The sequence below is a fragment of the Rhizobium mayense genome (genome assembly GCF_030272705.1).
Lineage (GTDB): Bacteria > Pseudomonadota > Alphaproteobacteria > Rhizobiales > Rhizobiaceae > Rhizobium > Rhizobium mayense.
Genome location: NZ_JARFYM010000051.1, coordinates 13643 through 30406, shown reverse-complemented (window position 1 = coordinate 30406; position 16764 = coordinate 13643). Strand labels below are relative to the sequence as shown.

At 58.7% G+C, this 16764-nt stretch carries 14 protein-coding genes and 1 pseudogene; 3 read left to right on the top strand and 12 right to left on the bottom strand.

The window, feature by feature from the left end:
- The first annotated feature begins 591 nt into the window (after positions 1 to 591).
- Complete coding sequence (locus tag PY649_RS32330) at positions 592 to 915, top strand: hypothetical protein (RefSeq protein ID WP_285873007.1); 324 nt, start codon at positions 592 to 594, stop codon at positions 913 to 915.
- A 35-nt stretch (positions 916 to 950) separates the two neighbouring features.
- On the opposite strand, the gene PY649_RS32325 is transcribed toward PY649_RS32330, so the two are convergent.
- Positions 951 to 1811, bottom strand: a complete 861-nt coding sequence (locus tag PY649_RS32325) for an alpha/beta fold hydrolase (protein ID WP_285873006.1) — start codon at positions 1809 to 1811, stop codon at positions 951 to 953.
- 320 nt (positions 1812 to 2131) lie between these two features.
- The gene (locus PY649_RS32320; RefSeq protein WP_285873004.1) at positions 2132 to 3283 is read right to left on the bottom strand and encodes a glycosyltransferase; all 1152 of its coding nucleotides are present in this window, start codon (positions 3281 to 3283) and stop codon (positions 2132 to 2134) included.
- 1000 nt (positions 3284 to 4283) lie between these two features.
- On the opposite strand from PY649_RS32320, the gene PY649_RS32315 reads away from it, so the two are divergent.
- Positions 4284 to 5318 carry a LacI family DNA-binding transcriptional regulator gene (locus PY649_RS32315; RefSeq protein ID WP_285873003.1) on the top strand — a complete coding sequence of 345 codons (1035 nt, stop codon included), beginning with the start codon at positions 4284 to 4286 and terminating at the stop codon, positions 5316 to 5318.
- 11 nt (positions 5319 to 5329) lie between these two features.
- Here the strand turns inward: PY649_RS32315 and PY649_RS32310 are convergent.
- A pseudogene (locus PY649_RS32310) lies at positions 5330 to 5716 on the bottom strand (AMP-binding protein); the annotation flags it as partial.
- Between the two features lie 71 nt (positions 5717 to 5787).
- On the opposite strand from PY649_RS32310, the gene PY649_RS32305 reads away from it, so the two are divergent.
- A complete protein-coding gene (locus tag PY649_RS32305) occupies positions 5788 to 6144 on the top strand; it encodes a hypothetical protein (protein WP_285873000.1) in 357 nt (118 codons plus the stop codon).
- A 146-nt stretch (positions 6145 to 6290) separates the two neighbouring features.
- Here the strand turns inward: PY649_RS32305 and PY649_RS32300 are convergent, their stop codons facing one another.
- From PY649_RS32300 to iolE, 9 genes are all read right to left on the bottom strand, one after another.
- Positions 6291 to 7538 (bottom strand): SfnB family sulfur acquisition oxidoreductase, encoded by a 1248-nt coding sequence (locus PY649_RS32300; RefSeq protein ID WP_285872999.1) that lies wholly within the window; start codon positions 7536 to 7538, stop codon positions 6291 to 6293.
- Positions 7539 to 7570: 32 nt separating this feature from the next.
- Positions 7571 to 8365 (bottom strand): ABC transporter ATP-binding protein, encoded by a 795-nt coding sequence (locus PY649_RS32295; RefSeq protein WP_285872998.1) that lies wholly within the window; start codon positions 8363 to 8365, stop codon positions 7571 to 7573.
- Positions 8366 to 8454: 89 nt separating this feature from the next.
- Complete coding sequence (locus PY649_RS32290) at positions 8455 to 9789, bottom strand: ABC transporter substrate-binding protein (protein WP_285872997.1); 1335 nt, start codon at positions 9787 to 9789, stop codon at positions 8455 to 8457.
- 96 nt (positions 9790 to 9885) lie between these two features.
- The gene (locus PY649_RS32285; RefSeq protein ID WP_285872996.1) at positions 9886 to 10929 is read right to left on the bottom strand and encodes a branched-chain amino acid ABC transporter permease; all 1044 of its coding nucleotides are present in this window, start codon (positions 10927 to 10929) and stop codon (positions 9886 to 9888) included.
- A 1-nt stretch (position 10930) separates the two neighbouring features.
- Entirely contained in the window at positions 10931 to 11827 is an 897-nt protein-coding gene (locus tag PY649_RS32280; protein WP_285872995.1) for a branched-chain amino acid ABC transporter permease, read from the bottom strand.
- Positions 11827 to 12738 carry an ABC transporter ATP-binding protein gene (locus PY649_RS32275; RefSeq protein WP_285872994.1) on the bottom strand — a complete coding sequence of 304 codons (912 nt, stop codon included), beginning with the start codon at positions 12736 to 12738 and terminating at the stop codon, positions 11827 to 11829. The genes PY649_RS32280 and PY649_RS32275 overlap by 1 nt, the downstream gene beginning before the upstream one ends.
- A 120-nt stretch (positions 12739 to 12858) precedes the next feature.
- A complete protein-coding gene (sfnG, locus tag PY649_RS32270) occupies positions 12859 to 13968 on the bottom strand; it encodes a dimethylsulfone monooxygenase SfnG (protein ID WP_285872993.1) in 1110 nt (369 codons plus the stop codon).
- 32 nt (positions 13969 to 14000) lie between these two features.
- Positions 14001 to 14576, bottom strand: a complete 576-nt coding sequence (gene msuE, locus PY649_RS32265; protein ID WP_285872992.1) for an FMN reductase — start codon at positions 14574 to 14576, stop codon at positions 14001 to 14003.
- Between the two features lie 1208 nt (positions 14577 to 15784).
- Positions 15785 to 16696: a myo-inosose-2 dehydratase gene (iolE, locus tag PY649_RS32260; RefSeq protein WP_285872991.1), complete on the bottom strand. Its 912-nt coding sequence runs from the start codon at positions 16694 to 16696 to the stop codon at positions 15785 to 15787.
- Positions 16697 to 16764 lie beyond the last annotated feature (68 nt).

The following is a 16764-nucleotide window of genomic DNA, read 5'->3' as shown; positions in this document are numbered from 1 at the left end:
ATGTAACTCCGGTCGGGCTACGCCCTCCCTACGTCACACCCCCGCCGCAGAGTCTCATCCTGATTGACGCTGAATCTCACCGTGATTGCCGCCGCGCACGCCGGCAAGGACATGCATGTTCATGTCCGCAATTGCCGTTCGCTGGGTAGCGAGCCATTGGTTCTGATCTAACTCGATCCCTTTCTCGCAATGCCCTTATTGCGCGGGCGACGGTAGGATTTTTCGGATCAGGCAAGTTGTTTCCTTCCGTCGCTGTGCCTTGAAACGCGAATACGGCGCCGCAGCCTCTTAGCTAACGACGCAAATCTTGTGCCACCATAACGGATAAGTATATGGCTGTTTTTAGCTGGTTAGAGAGTGGAAAGACAGCAGTGTGTTGAAGCCAATCTGACAAACTGCCAAGAGGTTATGTGTCGTGCCAGCTTGTCGACTTCCGCCCGTTCAATGGCGCGCGTTATGTCCTCCAGTCAAAACGCGGCTAACGACCGACATTCTGCATACGGTTTTCGTTTGCGACGATCGCCTATCCGTGGCCCCCGCTGTTCGGGAGCAAGGTGAAGGTCTCGCTGCTGTCGGCGCGGCAAGAGCCTGATGTCCATCTTTATGCACAAGCGGCCCGATCTTTCCCATGAGTTACCGAACTGGGTGTTCGATGAGCGCTGTTGCAGCGGAATGAGACTTGGACCACCCGAGATCAGCATCGATGGCCTTAACGAACTGCGGCTGTCTTGGCACCGTTCGGCGCGGCTCGCTCAAGAGATTCTGCCTCTCAACAAGGCGGAAACGGGCGCCCACGATCAGCGCGCCCTTGCGTTCGACGTGGGCTCCTCCAGCGTGATGTTCTTCGCCGAAAACCTCGGCGCTGACGACCGGCTGGGGAAGGTGTCGCGATGCTTCGCTCAGTCGAAAGCATGACTTTACATCGTGAACCGATCTATTCGGCACATCCGTTACGACCCGGTGGTGGGGCGCGGCCTCAGGCCGACTGCTAGGAAGCGGTCGAGCATTGCATTCACCTGGTCAGCCACCTCGATGGTGTTGAAATGGCCAGCCAACAGCGTCTTGGCCAGAACAAGCTGCGAGCAGCGAGCCTTTAGCCAGTCGAGATCACACGCAGCGCTCACCAGCGGCACATCGGCCGCGATGTAGGCCATCGGGATCTTGCAACGCGATGCCGCAGGGGACGCGTCATAATTGAGAAAGAAATCGCGCATTACCGAATATGCCACATGCTGCGGTGTCTTCTCGCACGAAGCCCGGATGTAGATGTTGTGGATGCTCTCGCGCCTGGAAGGGTCATCGTAGTCGAGGGCCATGGACCACGCATTTTTCCGCAAAACCTCCCGATAATTTGAGCCGGAAATCTCATCCAGGAACTGGCCAATTTCGGGGCTGTCGCGCAGCGCCCACCGGGGCATGACAACAGAATCGATCATCACCAGACCCGAGGCCAGCTCCGGATGGCGCCCGCACAGCTCAAGTGCGACCGACCCACCCATGCTGTGGCCGATGACCAGCGGTTTTTCGAGCTTCAGCTCACCGCATTGCCATGCTACGTCGTCGGCAAAACCCTCGATCGTGTACTCCTGCTTTGGCGCATCGCTGTGTCCGTGACCGCGGAGGTTGACCGCAACGACGTGCCGACTGTTAGCGAAATGTTCGATCTGCGGCGTGAATATCCTGTGATCGCCGGTCCAGCCGTGAATCAGGACGAGCGGCTGACTCAGGGGCGACGCCGAAATAGCTTCGAAGTGCGCGAGGCACACCCCGGCGCGATTCATCAGGATGGGGCCTGATTCGGCTACATTCATGAGGTTCGACTCCTTTTTTCTGTGCTGGCTATCTAAGGATAGATGGTGTGTGTCAGAGAGAGCAGCCAACGGCAGTCAGACCGCGAAGACAATGGGTTCGCCGACCAAACAGATGCAATCGAGTAGAGAACGCCCGCGCCAGAAGGGGCAACGCTGGAATACGATGACCTGGAAGAGGCACCAGGCCGGAGATAAGATCGACTTGCGCCCGGTACGGAAGCATCGAAGGAATGATATCGATGCCTAAATCCCGGAGGGGAGATGCCTGCGCCGCCGCCGATGAATTCGAACAATCCGAATGCACGATCAAACCGCCTGCATCAGGTCGCCGATCCGACAATACGCCTCTTTGCCACCATAGCCTCCAATTCGTCAACGAGACCGGAGGCGGCGATTTCCGCTTTGATGCCATCGCCCAAGCGGCGCGCCGCAGCAGGATAACACGGTTCCTGAAGTAGCTGAGTGACAGCGTCGGCGATCTCAGCCTCACTCGCACTCGGCGACAGCCGTAGACCAGCTCCCTTCGACACAACTCGTGCCGCATTATCCCCTTGGTCGCGCCCGTTGGGGAGCACCAATTGCGGCAGACCGTTTATCAGCCCTCGACTGACGGTGCCGTGGCCGCCCTGCGTTACCACGAGGCAGACTTCCTTCATCACTACGTCATGCGGTGCGCCGTGCAGCAGATGCACGTTCGTGGGGGCGACCAGCTTCCCCGCATCGACATGGGGGCCGATCGTCGCAACCGCGTACACGTCCAGCGTACCCAGTGCGCTGATGATCCGTTGGACCAAGTCGTCTTGACCCTGAGCGCCGGAGCTGCAGGCGACGAGCACACGAGGTCGATTGGGGTCCACTGGCCAAGGCGCGTTCCAGCTCTTTGACCAATTTGGTTGCTCCAACAGCGGCCCAACATAACGAACGTTGTCCGGTAGGAGGTCGGCCGCAAAGTCGAAGGTCCGGCTGATCGCCAGCAAGTACCGATCGGCGCGCTCGAACAAATTCACCGTGCTGGCTAAGCCGGAGAGGCCGAGGCCGGCACGCGCCTCGTTTAGAAGGGAAAGGAATTGGTTTAGGAAGCAAACCCAGTCTTCGTTCGCCGCCGCAGTCGCGATCCGCTCTTCTGGCGTTTGCGGCTGCACGAGTCCGCTGGTGGCCGGCGGAATCCCTGGCAGAGGGCGAAGACTCACATGGGGTGACAACAATGCGATGGGAACGCCCGCAGCTTCGGCGCCCAGTACGGCGCCGAACAACATATCGATGGCAACAACAGCATCCGTCGGGACGCGGCCGATCTCATCATGGATGTCGGCCGCATAAGCGGGCGCGGGGCCGAAGACCGCTTTTTGGAACCAGTCGCGCATGTCTGAAAAGCAAGTCGGGTCCGCGTCGATGCCTATTGGGGCACGACGCCAGCACACGAAGTCGAAACCCGCCGCAGCCACTTCACGCTGCATCTCTGGATCGGCCATGATACGGACGCTATGGCCGCGCCGTTGCAGTCGTCGAGCTGCAGTCAACAACGGGCTCAGATTACCCGACGTCCCCCAGGACGCAAGCAAAAAGCTATACACCATGCGTCACCTCAATCGTGGATAGAAACCAAAATTCGTCGTAATCGGGCGCCACCAAAGAACTCGTGATCGATAACGGTACCTCATGGCTAGGTCTACAGCCGTCGAAGGTGAGCGTCCCTGTAACTTCCCTCAGCGGACTTTCTCGGCAGAGATTGGCGCTCCATTACCGCCATCGCGCACGTTCTAACCGCTGTCGTAAGGCCGGAAGGATTCCCAGTTGCACACAGCTCAATTGCGTCTGGAGCCGGCACCATCGGCGGGGTGGTCTAGCGGCCTAGCCGACCTCGACAGAGGCAATATGGTCCTGCGAACTTTAGTCAGACACACTCATCTCCGGTGACTTACCGAAGGACCCTCGATCGTCTCCAGCTCGCGGGCCGCGGATGCGATGACTTGCCCGCTTAAGCTTCTTTCAACTCCGTCCGTCCTGCGATTTTTAAGGCGTTCGAGACGCTGCGTAAAATTGATTGTTTGAATGAGTGCAATCGGCGAGCGGCATGTCTCTGCTGCGCGCCCCTGCGCCTTGCTCATACTACGCCGTGCTGGAGACTGCGCTTGCGCACGTATTCCGATCGCGCTACCTCCATCAATTCGGAATTTCCAACCTCCGGAACTGCGACGTCCCACCAAATCCCACCTCCCGCCTCCCCAGGTCCGGGTGAAGAATGGGTGCCGATGACGATAAGGAACGCCTTGGTGATCAAGCGCATTTCAAGACCTAACCCGGACCGTTATCCATAGGCGCGCGATCGCCGTCGGCGTCCGAAAGCGGCGTCACCCTTTGAAAGGTCGCAGACATGAGAGTATTTCCTCCAGAAGAGAGAACCTCCGAAGTTCTCGTGCCAAACTGACTTTAACTGGAAGATGAATTGCGAAAGATTATGAAAGGTTTGACATGTCTCGCCCGACGATCTCAGATTTGGCAAAGGCCGCTAACGTAAGCATTTCAACAGTCGATCGTGTGCTGAACGGCCGCGACTCGGTGCGTCCGCAGACAGTGGAGCGGGTTCTGAGCGCCGCCCGACAGATCGGGTTCCACGGCATGACGGCCATCGAGCGGCGGCTCGAGCACGACAAGCCGGCGATCAAGTTTGGCTTTCTTCTCAAGCGATCTCACCGCAACCTTTATCAGATGTGGAGCGACATTCTGGTTGCAGCGACCGAAGCCTTTCCTGATGCCGATGGAAGGGCCGTCGTTAGGTTCATGGACGACCTTGCGCCTGACAAAGCTGCCGAGGCAATCTACGCTCTCAGCCGCGAAGCCGACGTCATCGGAATGATCACCTCCGACCACCCGCAAGTGAATCACGCGGTCGATGGCCTCGCCGCAGAAAACATTCCGGTCGTGACCATGATTTCCGACATTTCCACCGCCGCGCGCGCAGGATATGTCGGCAACGATTGCGTCAAGAAGGGCCGTACGGCGGCTTGGTTCATAGCTGGGCTAAATGGCAATGGCGGCAAGGTTTCTGTCTTCGTCGGAAGTCACCGCTATCTTGCCCAAGAGCTGAACGAAATGGGCTTTCGATCGTATTTTCGAGAGACCGCATCGGGCTTCCAGATGTTGGAGACGGTTGCGACCCTTGAAGAGCCCGAGATCGCGTATGAAGCCACACAGCGTCTTCTGCAGACCGAGCCGAATTGGGTCGGTCTCTACGTCGCCGGCGGCGGTATCACAGGCGTGATGAGAGCCTTGCGGGAGGATGGAGGGCCAGCAGCCAAACGCCTTGTCGTCATAGCGCACGAACTTACGAATGAAACAAGAGCCGGTCTCGCTGAGGGTCTGATCAAAGTCGTCCTATCCCATCCAGCGAAGCTGCTAGGAGAGACCATGGTTCGCGCAATGGCGGAAGCGCTTGATACTGACCGATCACCGACTGTGTTGCAGCACATTGTCCCTTTTGAATTTTACACAGCCGCGAATATCTGATGCTTCTACTGTAGTTCATCCATCAGCCGGATGTCGCAAAGTGCATGGCTGATCTCGGCCTTGTTGTGATACTTGGTCAATTCTCCGGCGCAGCATCGGCAAAGTGTTGACGACAACGGCGCCCCCTTTGTCGCAGCCAACAAGCACGCCACCATCGCGGGATTATTCGCCGAGCGAATCAGCACCCTGTTGCCCAGCCTCACGCCCAAGTGATCCACAAGCGCGTTTGCGAGGCGATTGGTCCCGTCCGCAAGCTCCTTGTAGGTTCGCCGGCGCCTTGCGCCGATCAAGGCGGCACGATCGCCAAACCCCTTCGCGACCATGGCATCGGTCCAGGTGTCCACCGGTGGCAGAATTTCCCGGCTGAAACTGTCCTCATGGGCTGATGGGCTGAGCATATTTCCCTCATGTCCTTTGCGACGGACCGGGGGCCGGACATTCCTGTCTGGCCCGTCTGGTTCAGGGTATCGTGAGCAAGCTCCTTGGCCGGGAGGACATTAAACCGCACAAGATGCGCTCCTATCTGAAACGTCGCGATGCCGAGTTCGAGCAGAAGATGGCGGAGGTCTTGTGTGTCCATCGCGAGGTCCAGGTCCTGAAAAAGGCAGCGGCCAAGTCGAACAAATCGGGCATGCGGGTCGCGATCGGCTCCTATGACGAGAAGGCTGGTATCCAGGCAATCAAACCGCTGTCCAGGGATCTTGCGGGCGAGATCTCGTTGCACGAACTCGAGCTCGATCCGGGACGAGAACATCCGCTGTTCATAACGGCGCGTCAGCGGGACCAATCCCGAATTTGGACGTCTCCGCTATTCTGGGAGCCTTGAAAATTGATGCTTCTAGACGCAACGGTGCTTGGTAGCTCCTCTTACCATTGACCTGCGCTAGCTTTAGATAGTGCAGATCGCCTCCGCCATGTGTTTGGCAGAGGCCGCATTTGGTTTGCTTCGTCGCGAGAGACCTGTTCGGATCGTCAACTCCATGCATGCAGGGGAGGATTTTCGCCATTCAGGAAGTATCTTCCGAGAATGGCGTATTTCCAGCGCACAGGGTCATGGAGCGTATGAGTGCGCGCATTGCGCCAATGGCGATCGAGATTGTGCTCGGCGAGCGTTGAGCGGGTGCCTGCGAGTTCGAACAGTTTGTTGGTCGCCGCAATTGCGATTTCGGTGGACAGAACCTTGGCCTCTGCCGTCACGATCTGCGCTTCGGCGACCGTCTCCGCATTGGGGTTCAGCACGGCGCGGTCGATTGCATAGCCGGCTTTTTCCAGAAGCGCTTGCGCCGCATGCAGGCGCAATGTGAGGTCGCCGACAGCCTGGATCGTATAGGGATCCTCCCAGGCATGATCCTGGCCACTATCCGCCCATGCCCGGCTCTTGGTGCGCACGAAGGCGACCGTCTCGTCAATGGCCGCTTGTGCGATGCCGGTGTCGACAGCAACCTGGATGATCTGGAAAATCGCGCCATCGGCGGTCGGCACTTCATAGCCCCTGTATCCGGGCACGAGATGGGTCTTCGGCACCTTGACGTTGTCAAGCAGCACCGTGCCCGACAGCGTCGTGCGCTGCCCGAAAGAGGACCAGTCATCGATGACGGTGAGCCCCGGTGCGTCCCGCTCGGCAATCGCATACCAGGCCCGTCCTTCATCATCGAGCGCGACGATCGGAACAAGATGCGCGAGCAACGCACCGGAGGAATAGAACTTACGCCCGTTGACGACGACATGGTCGCCCGCATCGGTGAAGCGCGTTTCGAAATCGACCGCTCGTTTGGAACCAAATTCCGAAAAAGCATTGCCGAAGCGGGTGCCCTTCAGCACCTCGGCAAACAAAAGTTTCTGCTGCTCGGGATCCGATACGGTGCGGACCGCAGCGACCACGCCCAGATGGTTCTGGGCGATCTGGCCGATTGAGGAATCCGCTGCCGATATGATTTCGATGACCTTTGCGAGCGTGGCGTACGAAACCTCCGGACCGCCGAAGGCCTTCGGCACATTGATGGACCATAGGCCGCTTTGCGAGAAGGCATCCAACTCGGCGACGGGCCAAATGCGTTCTCGGTCCCGCTTGGCGGATTCCTTCACGAATTCGGCCGCGAGCCGGCGGGCGACGACGATTGCCTCGGCATCGTCCTTGATGACATGGGCAGGCTCGATCGGGCGAGGAACCGCCGGCACAGCCTTGACGGCGTTTTCAGTATTGACCTGTGAGAGCGTCATGGTGGTTTCTCCTGGTTGACCGTGGCGGCCGATCAGGCCGGTGGGAGGTTTATTGCTGCGGGTGTGAATACCGGCGTGGATTTCTGACCGAGATAAAATGCTCTGACGTCGTCGCGCCCGCGCAACTCCGCAGCATCGCCCGAAAGCACGGCAGCGCCGTTTTCGAGGACTGTCGCACGGTCGGCGTACCGCAGGGCGATCGCCGAATTCTGTTCGGCAACGAGAATGGAAAGACCGCTTTCAACGTTCAGCCGCCGCAGCGTCCGGAAAATGTCCTGCACGACGATCGGAGCCAGCCCCATGGACGGCTCGTCGAGCACCAAAAGCTTTGGACGTGACATCAACGCACGGCCGATCGCCGCCATTTGCTGTTCACCACCCGAGGTAAGGCCGGCCAATGCGCGACGCTTCTCCTTCAGCCGGGGAAAAATCGTGTAGATTCTCTCCAGATCGGCGGCGATCTCAGCGCGCGAACCGCTCCGTCCGAGACCGCCGGAAACGAGATTTTCCTCGATGGTCAAATTACGGAAGCAATGCCGGCCCTCAAGCACCTGCACGAGACCGGCGCGCACCAATTCGGCCGGCGTTGCCGCGGTGACGTCGCGGCCCTCGTATAGAATGCCGCCGGCGGTAATCTCGCCGCGCTCGGCCGGAAGCAGATTCGAAATCGCCTTGAGCGTCGTCGTCTTGCCGGCGCCATTGGCACCCAGCAGCGCCAGAATCTCGCCGCGGCGCAATGCGAAGCTGACACCGTGAAGCGCCGTGATTGCTCCATTATAGGTCGCGTTGATCCCGTCCACGCTCAGCAGAACGTCTTTTCCAGCCATCGTCCACCCAATCTCAGTGTGGTTTCGAATGCGAGCCGGGCATCGGCAGGAAGCGGTACCACTACGCTACCGATGCCCAGCCACCGGGCTCAGTTCGTCACGGCCTGTGCGTCTTCAGACGTGCGCAGCTTGATGCCCTTTTCCTTGGCGTAGGCTTCCGAGGATTTCTCGATGATCGGCCTCAGCAGCGCCCAGTCGGGCGCAATCCAGTCAGAAACCACGTTCCACTTTTTGCCGTCCCACTGCTGGAAGGTCACGTAGCCGTTGCCCTCATGATTATCCCAGGTGACGTTGATGGAATGGAACAGGCCCTTGGCGCCGAGCGCCTCGACGCGAGCCGGATCAAGCTGCAGATGCTCGAAGCCCCAACGAACCTCGTCGCCGGTCAGAGTGCGATGTCCGAACTTTTCCTGGGCAATACGGATCGCCTCGACGTTCAGGATACCGTTGACGATGCCGAGATTGTGGTAGACGGAGCCGATGCGCTTCTTGTCTTCGAGATTGCCCTTGCCGTTGTCGTAGAGCGTCTTCACGATCTCCTGGACGATCGGATATTCCGTGCCGGAGGCCTGGGTGGTGATGGCGGTATATCCCTTCGCGGCATCGCCTGCCGGGATGACGTCCTCTTCAGAGTTAGACCAGACATTGCCGATGATATGGTCGGCAGGAAAGCCGGTCTTGGCCGCGGTTTTTAAGGCGACCGGGTTCATGACGCCCCAGCCGCGCAGCACTACGTAATCCGGCTTGGCGCGGCGGATCGTCAACCATTGTGCCTGTTGCTCATTGCCCGGATGCGGCACTTCGATCTGCTGCAGTTCGAAGCCGTATTTCTGCGACAGGAGTTCATAGATCGGGATCGTTTCCTTGCCGTAAGGCGAGCCGTGATAGAGCACGACGATCTTCTTGCCCTTAAGCTTGTCGAGACCGCCGAGCTTTGAGGCGATATAGTTCACGATGCCCGAGGTCTCGCTGTAGGGGTTGAGCAGCAGCGGAAAGACATAGGGGAAAACGCGGCCGTCGGTGGAATCCGTGCGACCATGGTTGATGGTAATCAACGGCACCTTGTCCTGGGTGATGCGGTCGATCATGGCATAGGCGATACCGACGGAAAGCGGGTTCCAGGCGGCAATATTCGGATTGCTCTTGAGGCGCTCATAGGTCTCGACCCCGCGCTCGACCTCATATTGTGTTTCCGCTTCCGACCAGGTGAGCTTGACGCCGTTGACACCGCCGTCGCGCGTGTTGATGAGGTTCAGGTAGTCGATGAACCCCCCGAAGAAGCCGGTACCGCCGGCAGCATAGGGCCCGACGCGATAGCTCTGCAGCGGGAAATATTGTTCGTCTGCATGGGCGGCCGGTATCGCGGCCGAGACGGCCAGTCCAGCCGCAATGACGGCAGCCTTCAATTTCGCAAGCATGGTCATGTTTGGATACACTCCGGGTATTGTCCGGTGTGATGGCCGGAACTGGGTTGAATGAGCAATGGGTTTGGTATGTTCGGAGCTTTTGCCCCGGCTTGGTCAGGCCGGCCTGCCGATGGCAGAGCCGAACCGCCTTCGCATCTTGCCCCAGAGCGAGGAAAGCCCGTCCGGTTCGAGGATCAGAAACAGAATGATCAGGACGCCGAGCACGATGCGCTGGCTCATGTCGAGCACGCCGGAATCGAAGACATCGCCGAGCAGGAACGAGCCCAGTCGGGACAGCACGAGCGGGAAGACGACGATCAGAGCGGCGCCGAGATAGGCGCCCCGCGTCGAAGCAAGCCCGCCGATGATGATGATGAAAAGGATCTGGAACGACCGGTCGAGATTGAAGCCGGCCGGCTCGACGGTTCTCAGATAAGCAAAGGCCCAAAGCGCTCCCGCAACCGCGATGATGAAAGAGGAGATGGCAAAGGCCAGCAACTTGGTTCTCAGCACTGGCACACCGATGATGCGTGCCGCGATCTCATTGTCCCGAACGGCAATGAAGTTGCGGCCGGTTTGAGATGTCGTCAGCCGATGCGCCAGGAAGGTTAGCGCCACGACGATCGTAAGCGAAAAGAGATAGCGGCCTGCCGGACCCGTAAATTCCACACCGGCAAGCGTCAAAGGCGGCGCATCGATGACCCCTGAGGGAGAATCGTTGGAAAACCAGCTGAATTTGGTGAGCGCCCACTGCACGAAGAACTGCGCGGCCAGTGTCGACACCGCCAGATAAAAACCCTTCAATCTGAGGCTCGGCAGGCCGAAGACGATGCCGATCACCGCGGCCAGAAGGCCGGCCAGCAGGATACTGACGATCAAAGGCAGGCCATCGACGCGCAGATTGAAATTGTAAGCAGCAAAGGCACCGACTGCCATGAAGGCAGCACTGCCGAGCGAGACCTGGCCTGCATAGCCGGTAAGCAGATTCAGGCCGACGCCGGCAAGGCTGAGCGCCAGGAACGGCAGAAGGATCGCTTCGAACAAATAGGACGAACCGATAAAGGGGACCACGAGATAAGCGCCCGCAAGGATAGCAATCGGCATCAGCCAGCGACTGAAGAACCAAGTGGGATGAAAATCGGCGGTAATGACAGCCATATCAGACCCTTTCCACGAGCTTTTGACCAAACAGACCGGAGGGGCGGATGAGCAGGAAGGCGAGTGCTGCGACATAGGCAATCCAGCCTTCGATGCCGCCGCCGAAATATTCGCCGATATAGACTTCCGCGAGCTTCTCGGTCGCGCCGATCAGCAGGCCGCCGACGATCGCACCCAGAATGGAATCGAAGCCGCCGAGGACGAGGACGGGCAGCGCTTTCAGCACCACCAGCGACAGAGAGAACTGTACACCGAGCCGCGCACCCCACAACAGGCCGGCAACCAGCGCCACGACACCGGCAGCTGCCCAGACCGTTGCCCAGATCCAGGGCAGTTTCAGCCCGACCGCAAGTGCAGCGAACTGATCGTCGGCTACGGCGCGAAATGCCAAGCCAATTCGGGTATAGCGGAAGAAGGCTGACAGCGCCGCCACCATCAGACCGGCGACGGCGGCCGCAAATAGATCGAACTGGCTGATGAATACGCCGCCGACATCGAAGGGAACATCCTCGATCCCGAGCTCCAAACCGTGAACCTGCGTGCCCCAGATGAGCTGAGCCGCTCCTTCGATGATATAGGAGAGCCCAAGCGTCGCCATGAAAAGCGTAATCGGCGGCTTGTTCGTCAACGGCCGCAGCACCGTGCGTTCGACGGCTAGACCGATCAGCACCATGGCGACGAAGGTGAGAAGGAGCGCGACCGCGAAGGGTATGCCGTGCTCAAGCAGGCTGACGAAGGTCAGTGCGGCAAATAGCAACATCGCCCCTTGAGCGAAATTGAGGACGCCCGACGTCTTGTAGATCAGCACGAAACCGATGGCGACGAGCGAATACATGACGCCCGACAGCAAGCCGCCTACCAGCACTTCGATCAGAAACAGCCAGTCGAAATCTACCATCAGATGCCCTCCCCGTCTTCGTTTTCCGCAACGACGCCGAGATAGGCGTCGATGACGCACTTATCGGCACGAATTTCGTCCGGACTGCCGTCGGCGATCTTTCGGCCGTAATGGAGGACCGCGATCCGGTCGGAAAGCTGCATGACCACGCCGATATCGTGTTCGATAAGGATCACCGTTGTCTCATACCGATCTCGGGCTGACCGAATGAAATCCGCCATGTCGTTCTTTTCGCTCGCCGTCATCCCCGCCATAGGCTCGTCCAGAAGCAGGATCTTCGGTTCGGCCACCAGGGCGCGGGCGAGTTCGACGCGTTTTTGCAGCCCGTAGGGAAGCGTGCCGACGAGACGATGGCTGACCTGATCCAGATGCAAAAACTCGATAATGCGGGCGGCCCGCTCGCGTGCATCCGCCTCTTCCCGGCGCGCGCGGCCAAGACCGAGGATCTGCCCGGCAAAGGTCGAGCGCACCGTATACGCTCGACCGGCGATGACGTTATCGGTGACGCTCAGCCCCTTGAACAAGGCGAGGTTCTGGAAGGTGCGCGCAACGCCGAGCGACGCCAGCCGTTCAGTCGGCACATGGCGATAGGAGTTGGAACCGATACGAACATGGCCATGGTTCGAGCGATAGACCCCGCTGATGACATTGATCAGCGAGCTCTTGCCGGCGCCATTCGGACCGATGATCGCCCGGATCTCCCCCGGCTCAACGGAGAGGTCCACATCGACAAGGGCAGCGACGCCGCCGAATGACAGGCTGATGCCATGCAAAGAAAGAGCATGGATCTCCTCGTCATGCTGTAGGATGCCGCCGGCCTTGCCCGGTGGCAAGTCGCGGGCAATCAGGTCGCCGGGGCCCTGCAGCGTCCTGGGATCCAGCACATCAAGGGAATAGGTCGCGGCGGGCATTCGGTGTCCTCCATTTCGGCTCGGGCGCGGCTTGAAGGCACGCCAATCCCGTGGCGTGGACCCATCGGCCCACGCACCCATCATGTTTCACTTGCGAGGTATTTTGCTGCCGCAGCGAGCCTATTCGGCTGCCACCGACTGCGTGCTGGCGGCCTCTTCGAGTTCGCGAACCAGCGGGATCACATGCTTGCCGAAATACTCGACCTCCTCCTGGAAATGCAGGAAGCCAAGCAGGATCAGATCCGCACCCGCCTGCTTCAGCGCGACAACCCGCTCGGCAACCTGCCGTGGCGTGCCGATGAGGTTCGAGCAGAAGCCATCATTATATTGAACAAGGTCTTCGAAAGAGGATTTCGCCCAGTTTCCTTCGCCTTCTGGCGACGCTTTGCCGGCGTTCTTTACTTCATGTCCGAATGCAGTGACCGCCTCGGGATTGGCCTTCTCGATGATCTCGGCAAGCACCGCCTTGGCTTCTTCCTCCGTCTCGCGCACGATTGCGAAGGCGTTGACCCCGATCCGCACAGAATGGCCGTTCTCCTTGGCCTTCGACTGGATGTCGTCGACCTGCTTGCGGATTTCGGCCGGCGTGTTGCCGTTGGTGAAGTACCAGTCGGACACGCGCGACGCCATGTCACGAGCCGCACGGGAGGAGCCGCCCTGGAAGATTTCCGGCTGTGGATCGATCGGCTTCGGCTTCAGCGAATAATTGTTGAAGCGATAGAAATCGCCACGGAAGGTGAAATTGTCTTCGGTCCAGATACCGCGAAGCGCCCGGATGAACTCCTCCGAGCGGCGATAGCGCTCGTCATGATCGAGCCAATGCTCGCCAATGGCGGTGAATTCGCCGCGGAACCAGCCGCTGACGATATTGACCGCAACGCGCCCGTTGGTCAGATGATTGATGGTGGCAATCTGCTTGGCGGCAAGGGCCGGGTTCCAAGGACCGGGCAGGATCGCCGCGATCACCTTCAATGTCGTCGTCGATTCAAGTAGAGCGTGACTGAACGAAACGGACTCATGCTGAAACTCCGCTCCATAACCTGCCGTGAAACGGATCTGGCTCAGGGCATAGTCGAAACCGCTCGCTTCGGCGATCTGTGCGAGCTTTCTGTTGTATTCGATCGTCCAGCTTGTGCGCTGTTCGATATTCGAAATCACCAGGCCGCCCGAAACGTTTGGCACCCAATAAGCAAATTTGACCGGATCGTTCGAGGCGTTGGAAAAAGTCATGTAAGGCTCCCTCTTGAATTTCGTTCTATGGGCTAGGCTGCCAATCCGCTGTGTTTTCCCGACGCGGCGATCGCTCCAATGTCGAGCGCCTGCGTGATGGCCGCGACCTCCTCGACGGCTCGATCTACGCGCTCGAGGACGGCAGGATTCGTGAGTACGTGATCGGTAAAGTCGGCCTCAAGCGCATAGATTGCGGTCGGGACCGTCAACGCATTGAAGAAGCCGAAAAGCGGCCGCAATTGATGTTCAAGCATTAGGCCATGCAATGGTGTACCACCCGTTGCGGCCAGGACAACACGCTTGCCCGCCAGCGCTCGGTAATCAACTAGGTCAAACAGATGCTTCAGCGCGCCGCTGTAGGACGCGCGATAGACGGGCGATCCAACGATGATGATATCGGCGCCTTCCACCGCTGCAATGATCGCCTTGCCCTCGGCACCGAGCTGATCTGCTCTGAGCGCGCGAAAGAGCACGGGCGCCGCATCGACAAGCTCGATGGACTGCACGTGGCCACCAACGCGCTGCCGCAGGCGATCGGCGGCGACGTTCACCAAAGACGCCGTCCTGGACGGTCTTTTGACATTGCCACTCAGCGCGAGGATGTTCATGATGATGATCTGTCCAGTTAGTTAGATAATTTACCCTATATATTTAGTGGTCTTTTAACAGGCGAAGATATTCTAATCTTCAAAGCAAAGTGAATTGCATTTCCGCCTTGAGTACCGGCTTATCGGAAGAATTTTCTCAAGCGCTATGTGTCATGCATGGCAGGCATTGGAGAGCTGAGGCCGGAACGCAGCAGGGAGCTAATTGATGGGCAAGCCTAGGCCCAAAAGCGATGTCGAATTGCGAGACTTCCGTCAGTAAAGACCGATGTTGACGTCCTCTATGTTCGCTTTTGGGCAATTGTTCCCTAGCGATGAGAAAATTCCAAAACAGAGACCGTCAGAGAGTTACACCATTCATTTTAAAAGAAAAATCGCCGAAGAATGCCGTCAATTAATCCACATCACGCATCGCAGAGGATGCCCTCTATCGCAGGCGATCCGCTTGCGGCGTGTTCAAGCTAACCCGAAATCCATGGCAAAGATGCACCCTTAGGGTATCGGTGGGCTAACCAATAAATTCTTCCGGCAGTACATCATGGCAGTAAGGAGGACTCGCGTCGCCTCATCGAACTCCGTTTCGGCCCACGATGCCATGCCATTGTGCAAGCCGTCGTTGCGCTAGAGAACGGCGGCTAGAAGCGTGCGAGCAATATCAAAGTTGGGGCCGTTCGGCGTCAATGCCGCGATTGATGCAAGACAATTGGCGCGAGGTACGGTCTCGGTGCTTACCAACGCGTATTGGGTCGTCAGGATTCTGTGAACCTGTGTTGAGGTGTTCCAGAACGCCTGCACTTTCTTCATCAACGTCCCAGATGAACTCACACCCGCCTCATCGAGCAGTATTGGTGAGTTGCTCAAGGCGGCCAAGCTCGGGTCGTGATCGCTTGATGTAAGAACGCGAGAGTTTGCATCGCGCTAGGCATCTTGCCTTTTGCAAGGACTTGTGGCGAAACCTAGAGCGTTGGGCGGCACGCACGACCGTCGACGGTGCGACCATACATCTGTTAGCGAGGGAGGCCACCGTGCCGAAGGCAAAGGTCTCTGGCTCCAATATAGCGATCCGAGCAACCCGCTCTTGTTGCTCCGGAAGACGCAGGTTGGTTGCTACGATCAAGTCTTTCAGTTGGTCAATTGTGGCCGGTTTTGCAACGGCTTTGTTCCGGTCCGTATGATGCGCTCCATCAATTGTTTCACCGAGGCTTCCGTCGTTAGTCGCGGAACTTGGACTGAACGAAATCGAACGCTCTTGCCGTGTGCTCCTTCGGCGCCGCCACAGCAGGATCCTGTTCTGCCTCGACGACGAGCCACCCGGCATAGCCACTGTCCTTCACGAAGCGGACGATCGGGTCGAAGTCGACCACGCCGTCGGCTGGAACCGTGAACATGCCGTTCCGCACTCCGTCATTGAAACTCAGATCCTTCGACTGCACCTCCGCGCGGATTGCCTTGCGAACGTCTTTCAGATGGATGTGAACGATACGGTCTCCAAACCGCTCGATAAGATCCGCATAATCAAATCCGGCAGCAGCGGCGTGGCCCGTGTCGAGAAGGAGCCCGGCATCAGGACCAGCTCCACCGATGATCGCGGAGATTTCCTCAAAGGTTTCGGCGACCATCATGAGGTGATGATGATAGGCGAGCTTGAGCCCATATGTGTCGAAGAGACGCTTTCCGAAGTCGGTCAGCCGCAAGGCGTATCCCGCCCTCTCCGTTTCTGGCATCAGCAGGCGTTGCGACATCGGCGCGTCGAGCGGTGATCCGGGCGTCATCATCGCGACCTCGCCATAGACCAGGACACTGCATCCCATGGCCTTCAGGAGCTCGGCATGAGCAGCGACGGAAGCCATCTCCTCGCTGACCGATTTCTCCGCCAGTTGACCCGAATGCCAGCCCGAGGCCAAAGCAAGGCCCTTGTTGTCAAGCAGCGGCTTCAGGACCGAGGCTTCGCGCGGAAACTTCCGTCCGAGCTCGACGCCGGCATAGCCGTTCGCGGCGGCGTCGCTCAGACACGTGTCGAGTGAAATATCGGCACCGAGATCTTCAAGCACGTCGTTCGCCCAGGATAAGGGACTGACAGCCAGTCGCGCTTTGGAGGAAGGCAGGGTTGATTGCTGGCTCATTTCATTCTCTTTCCGATTTTTGTCTGCGATTTGCTCTGCTGCCGTTAAAGTCCCGAAGCGGCTGACCT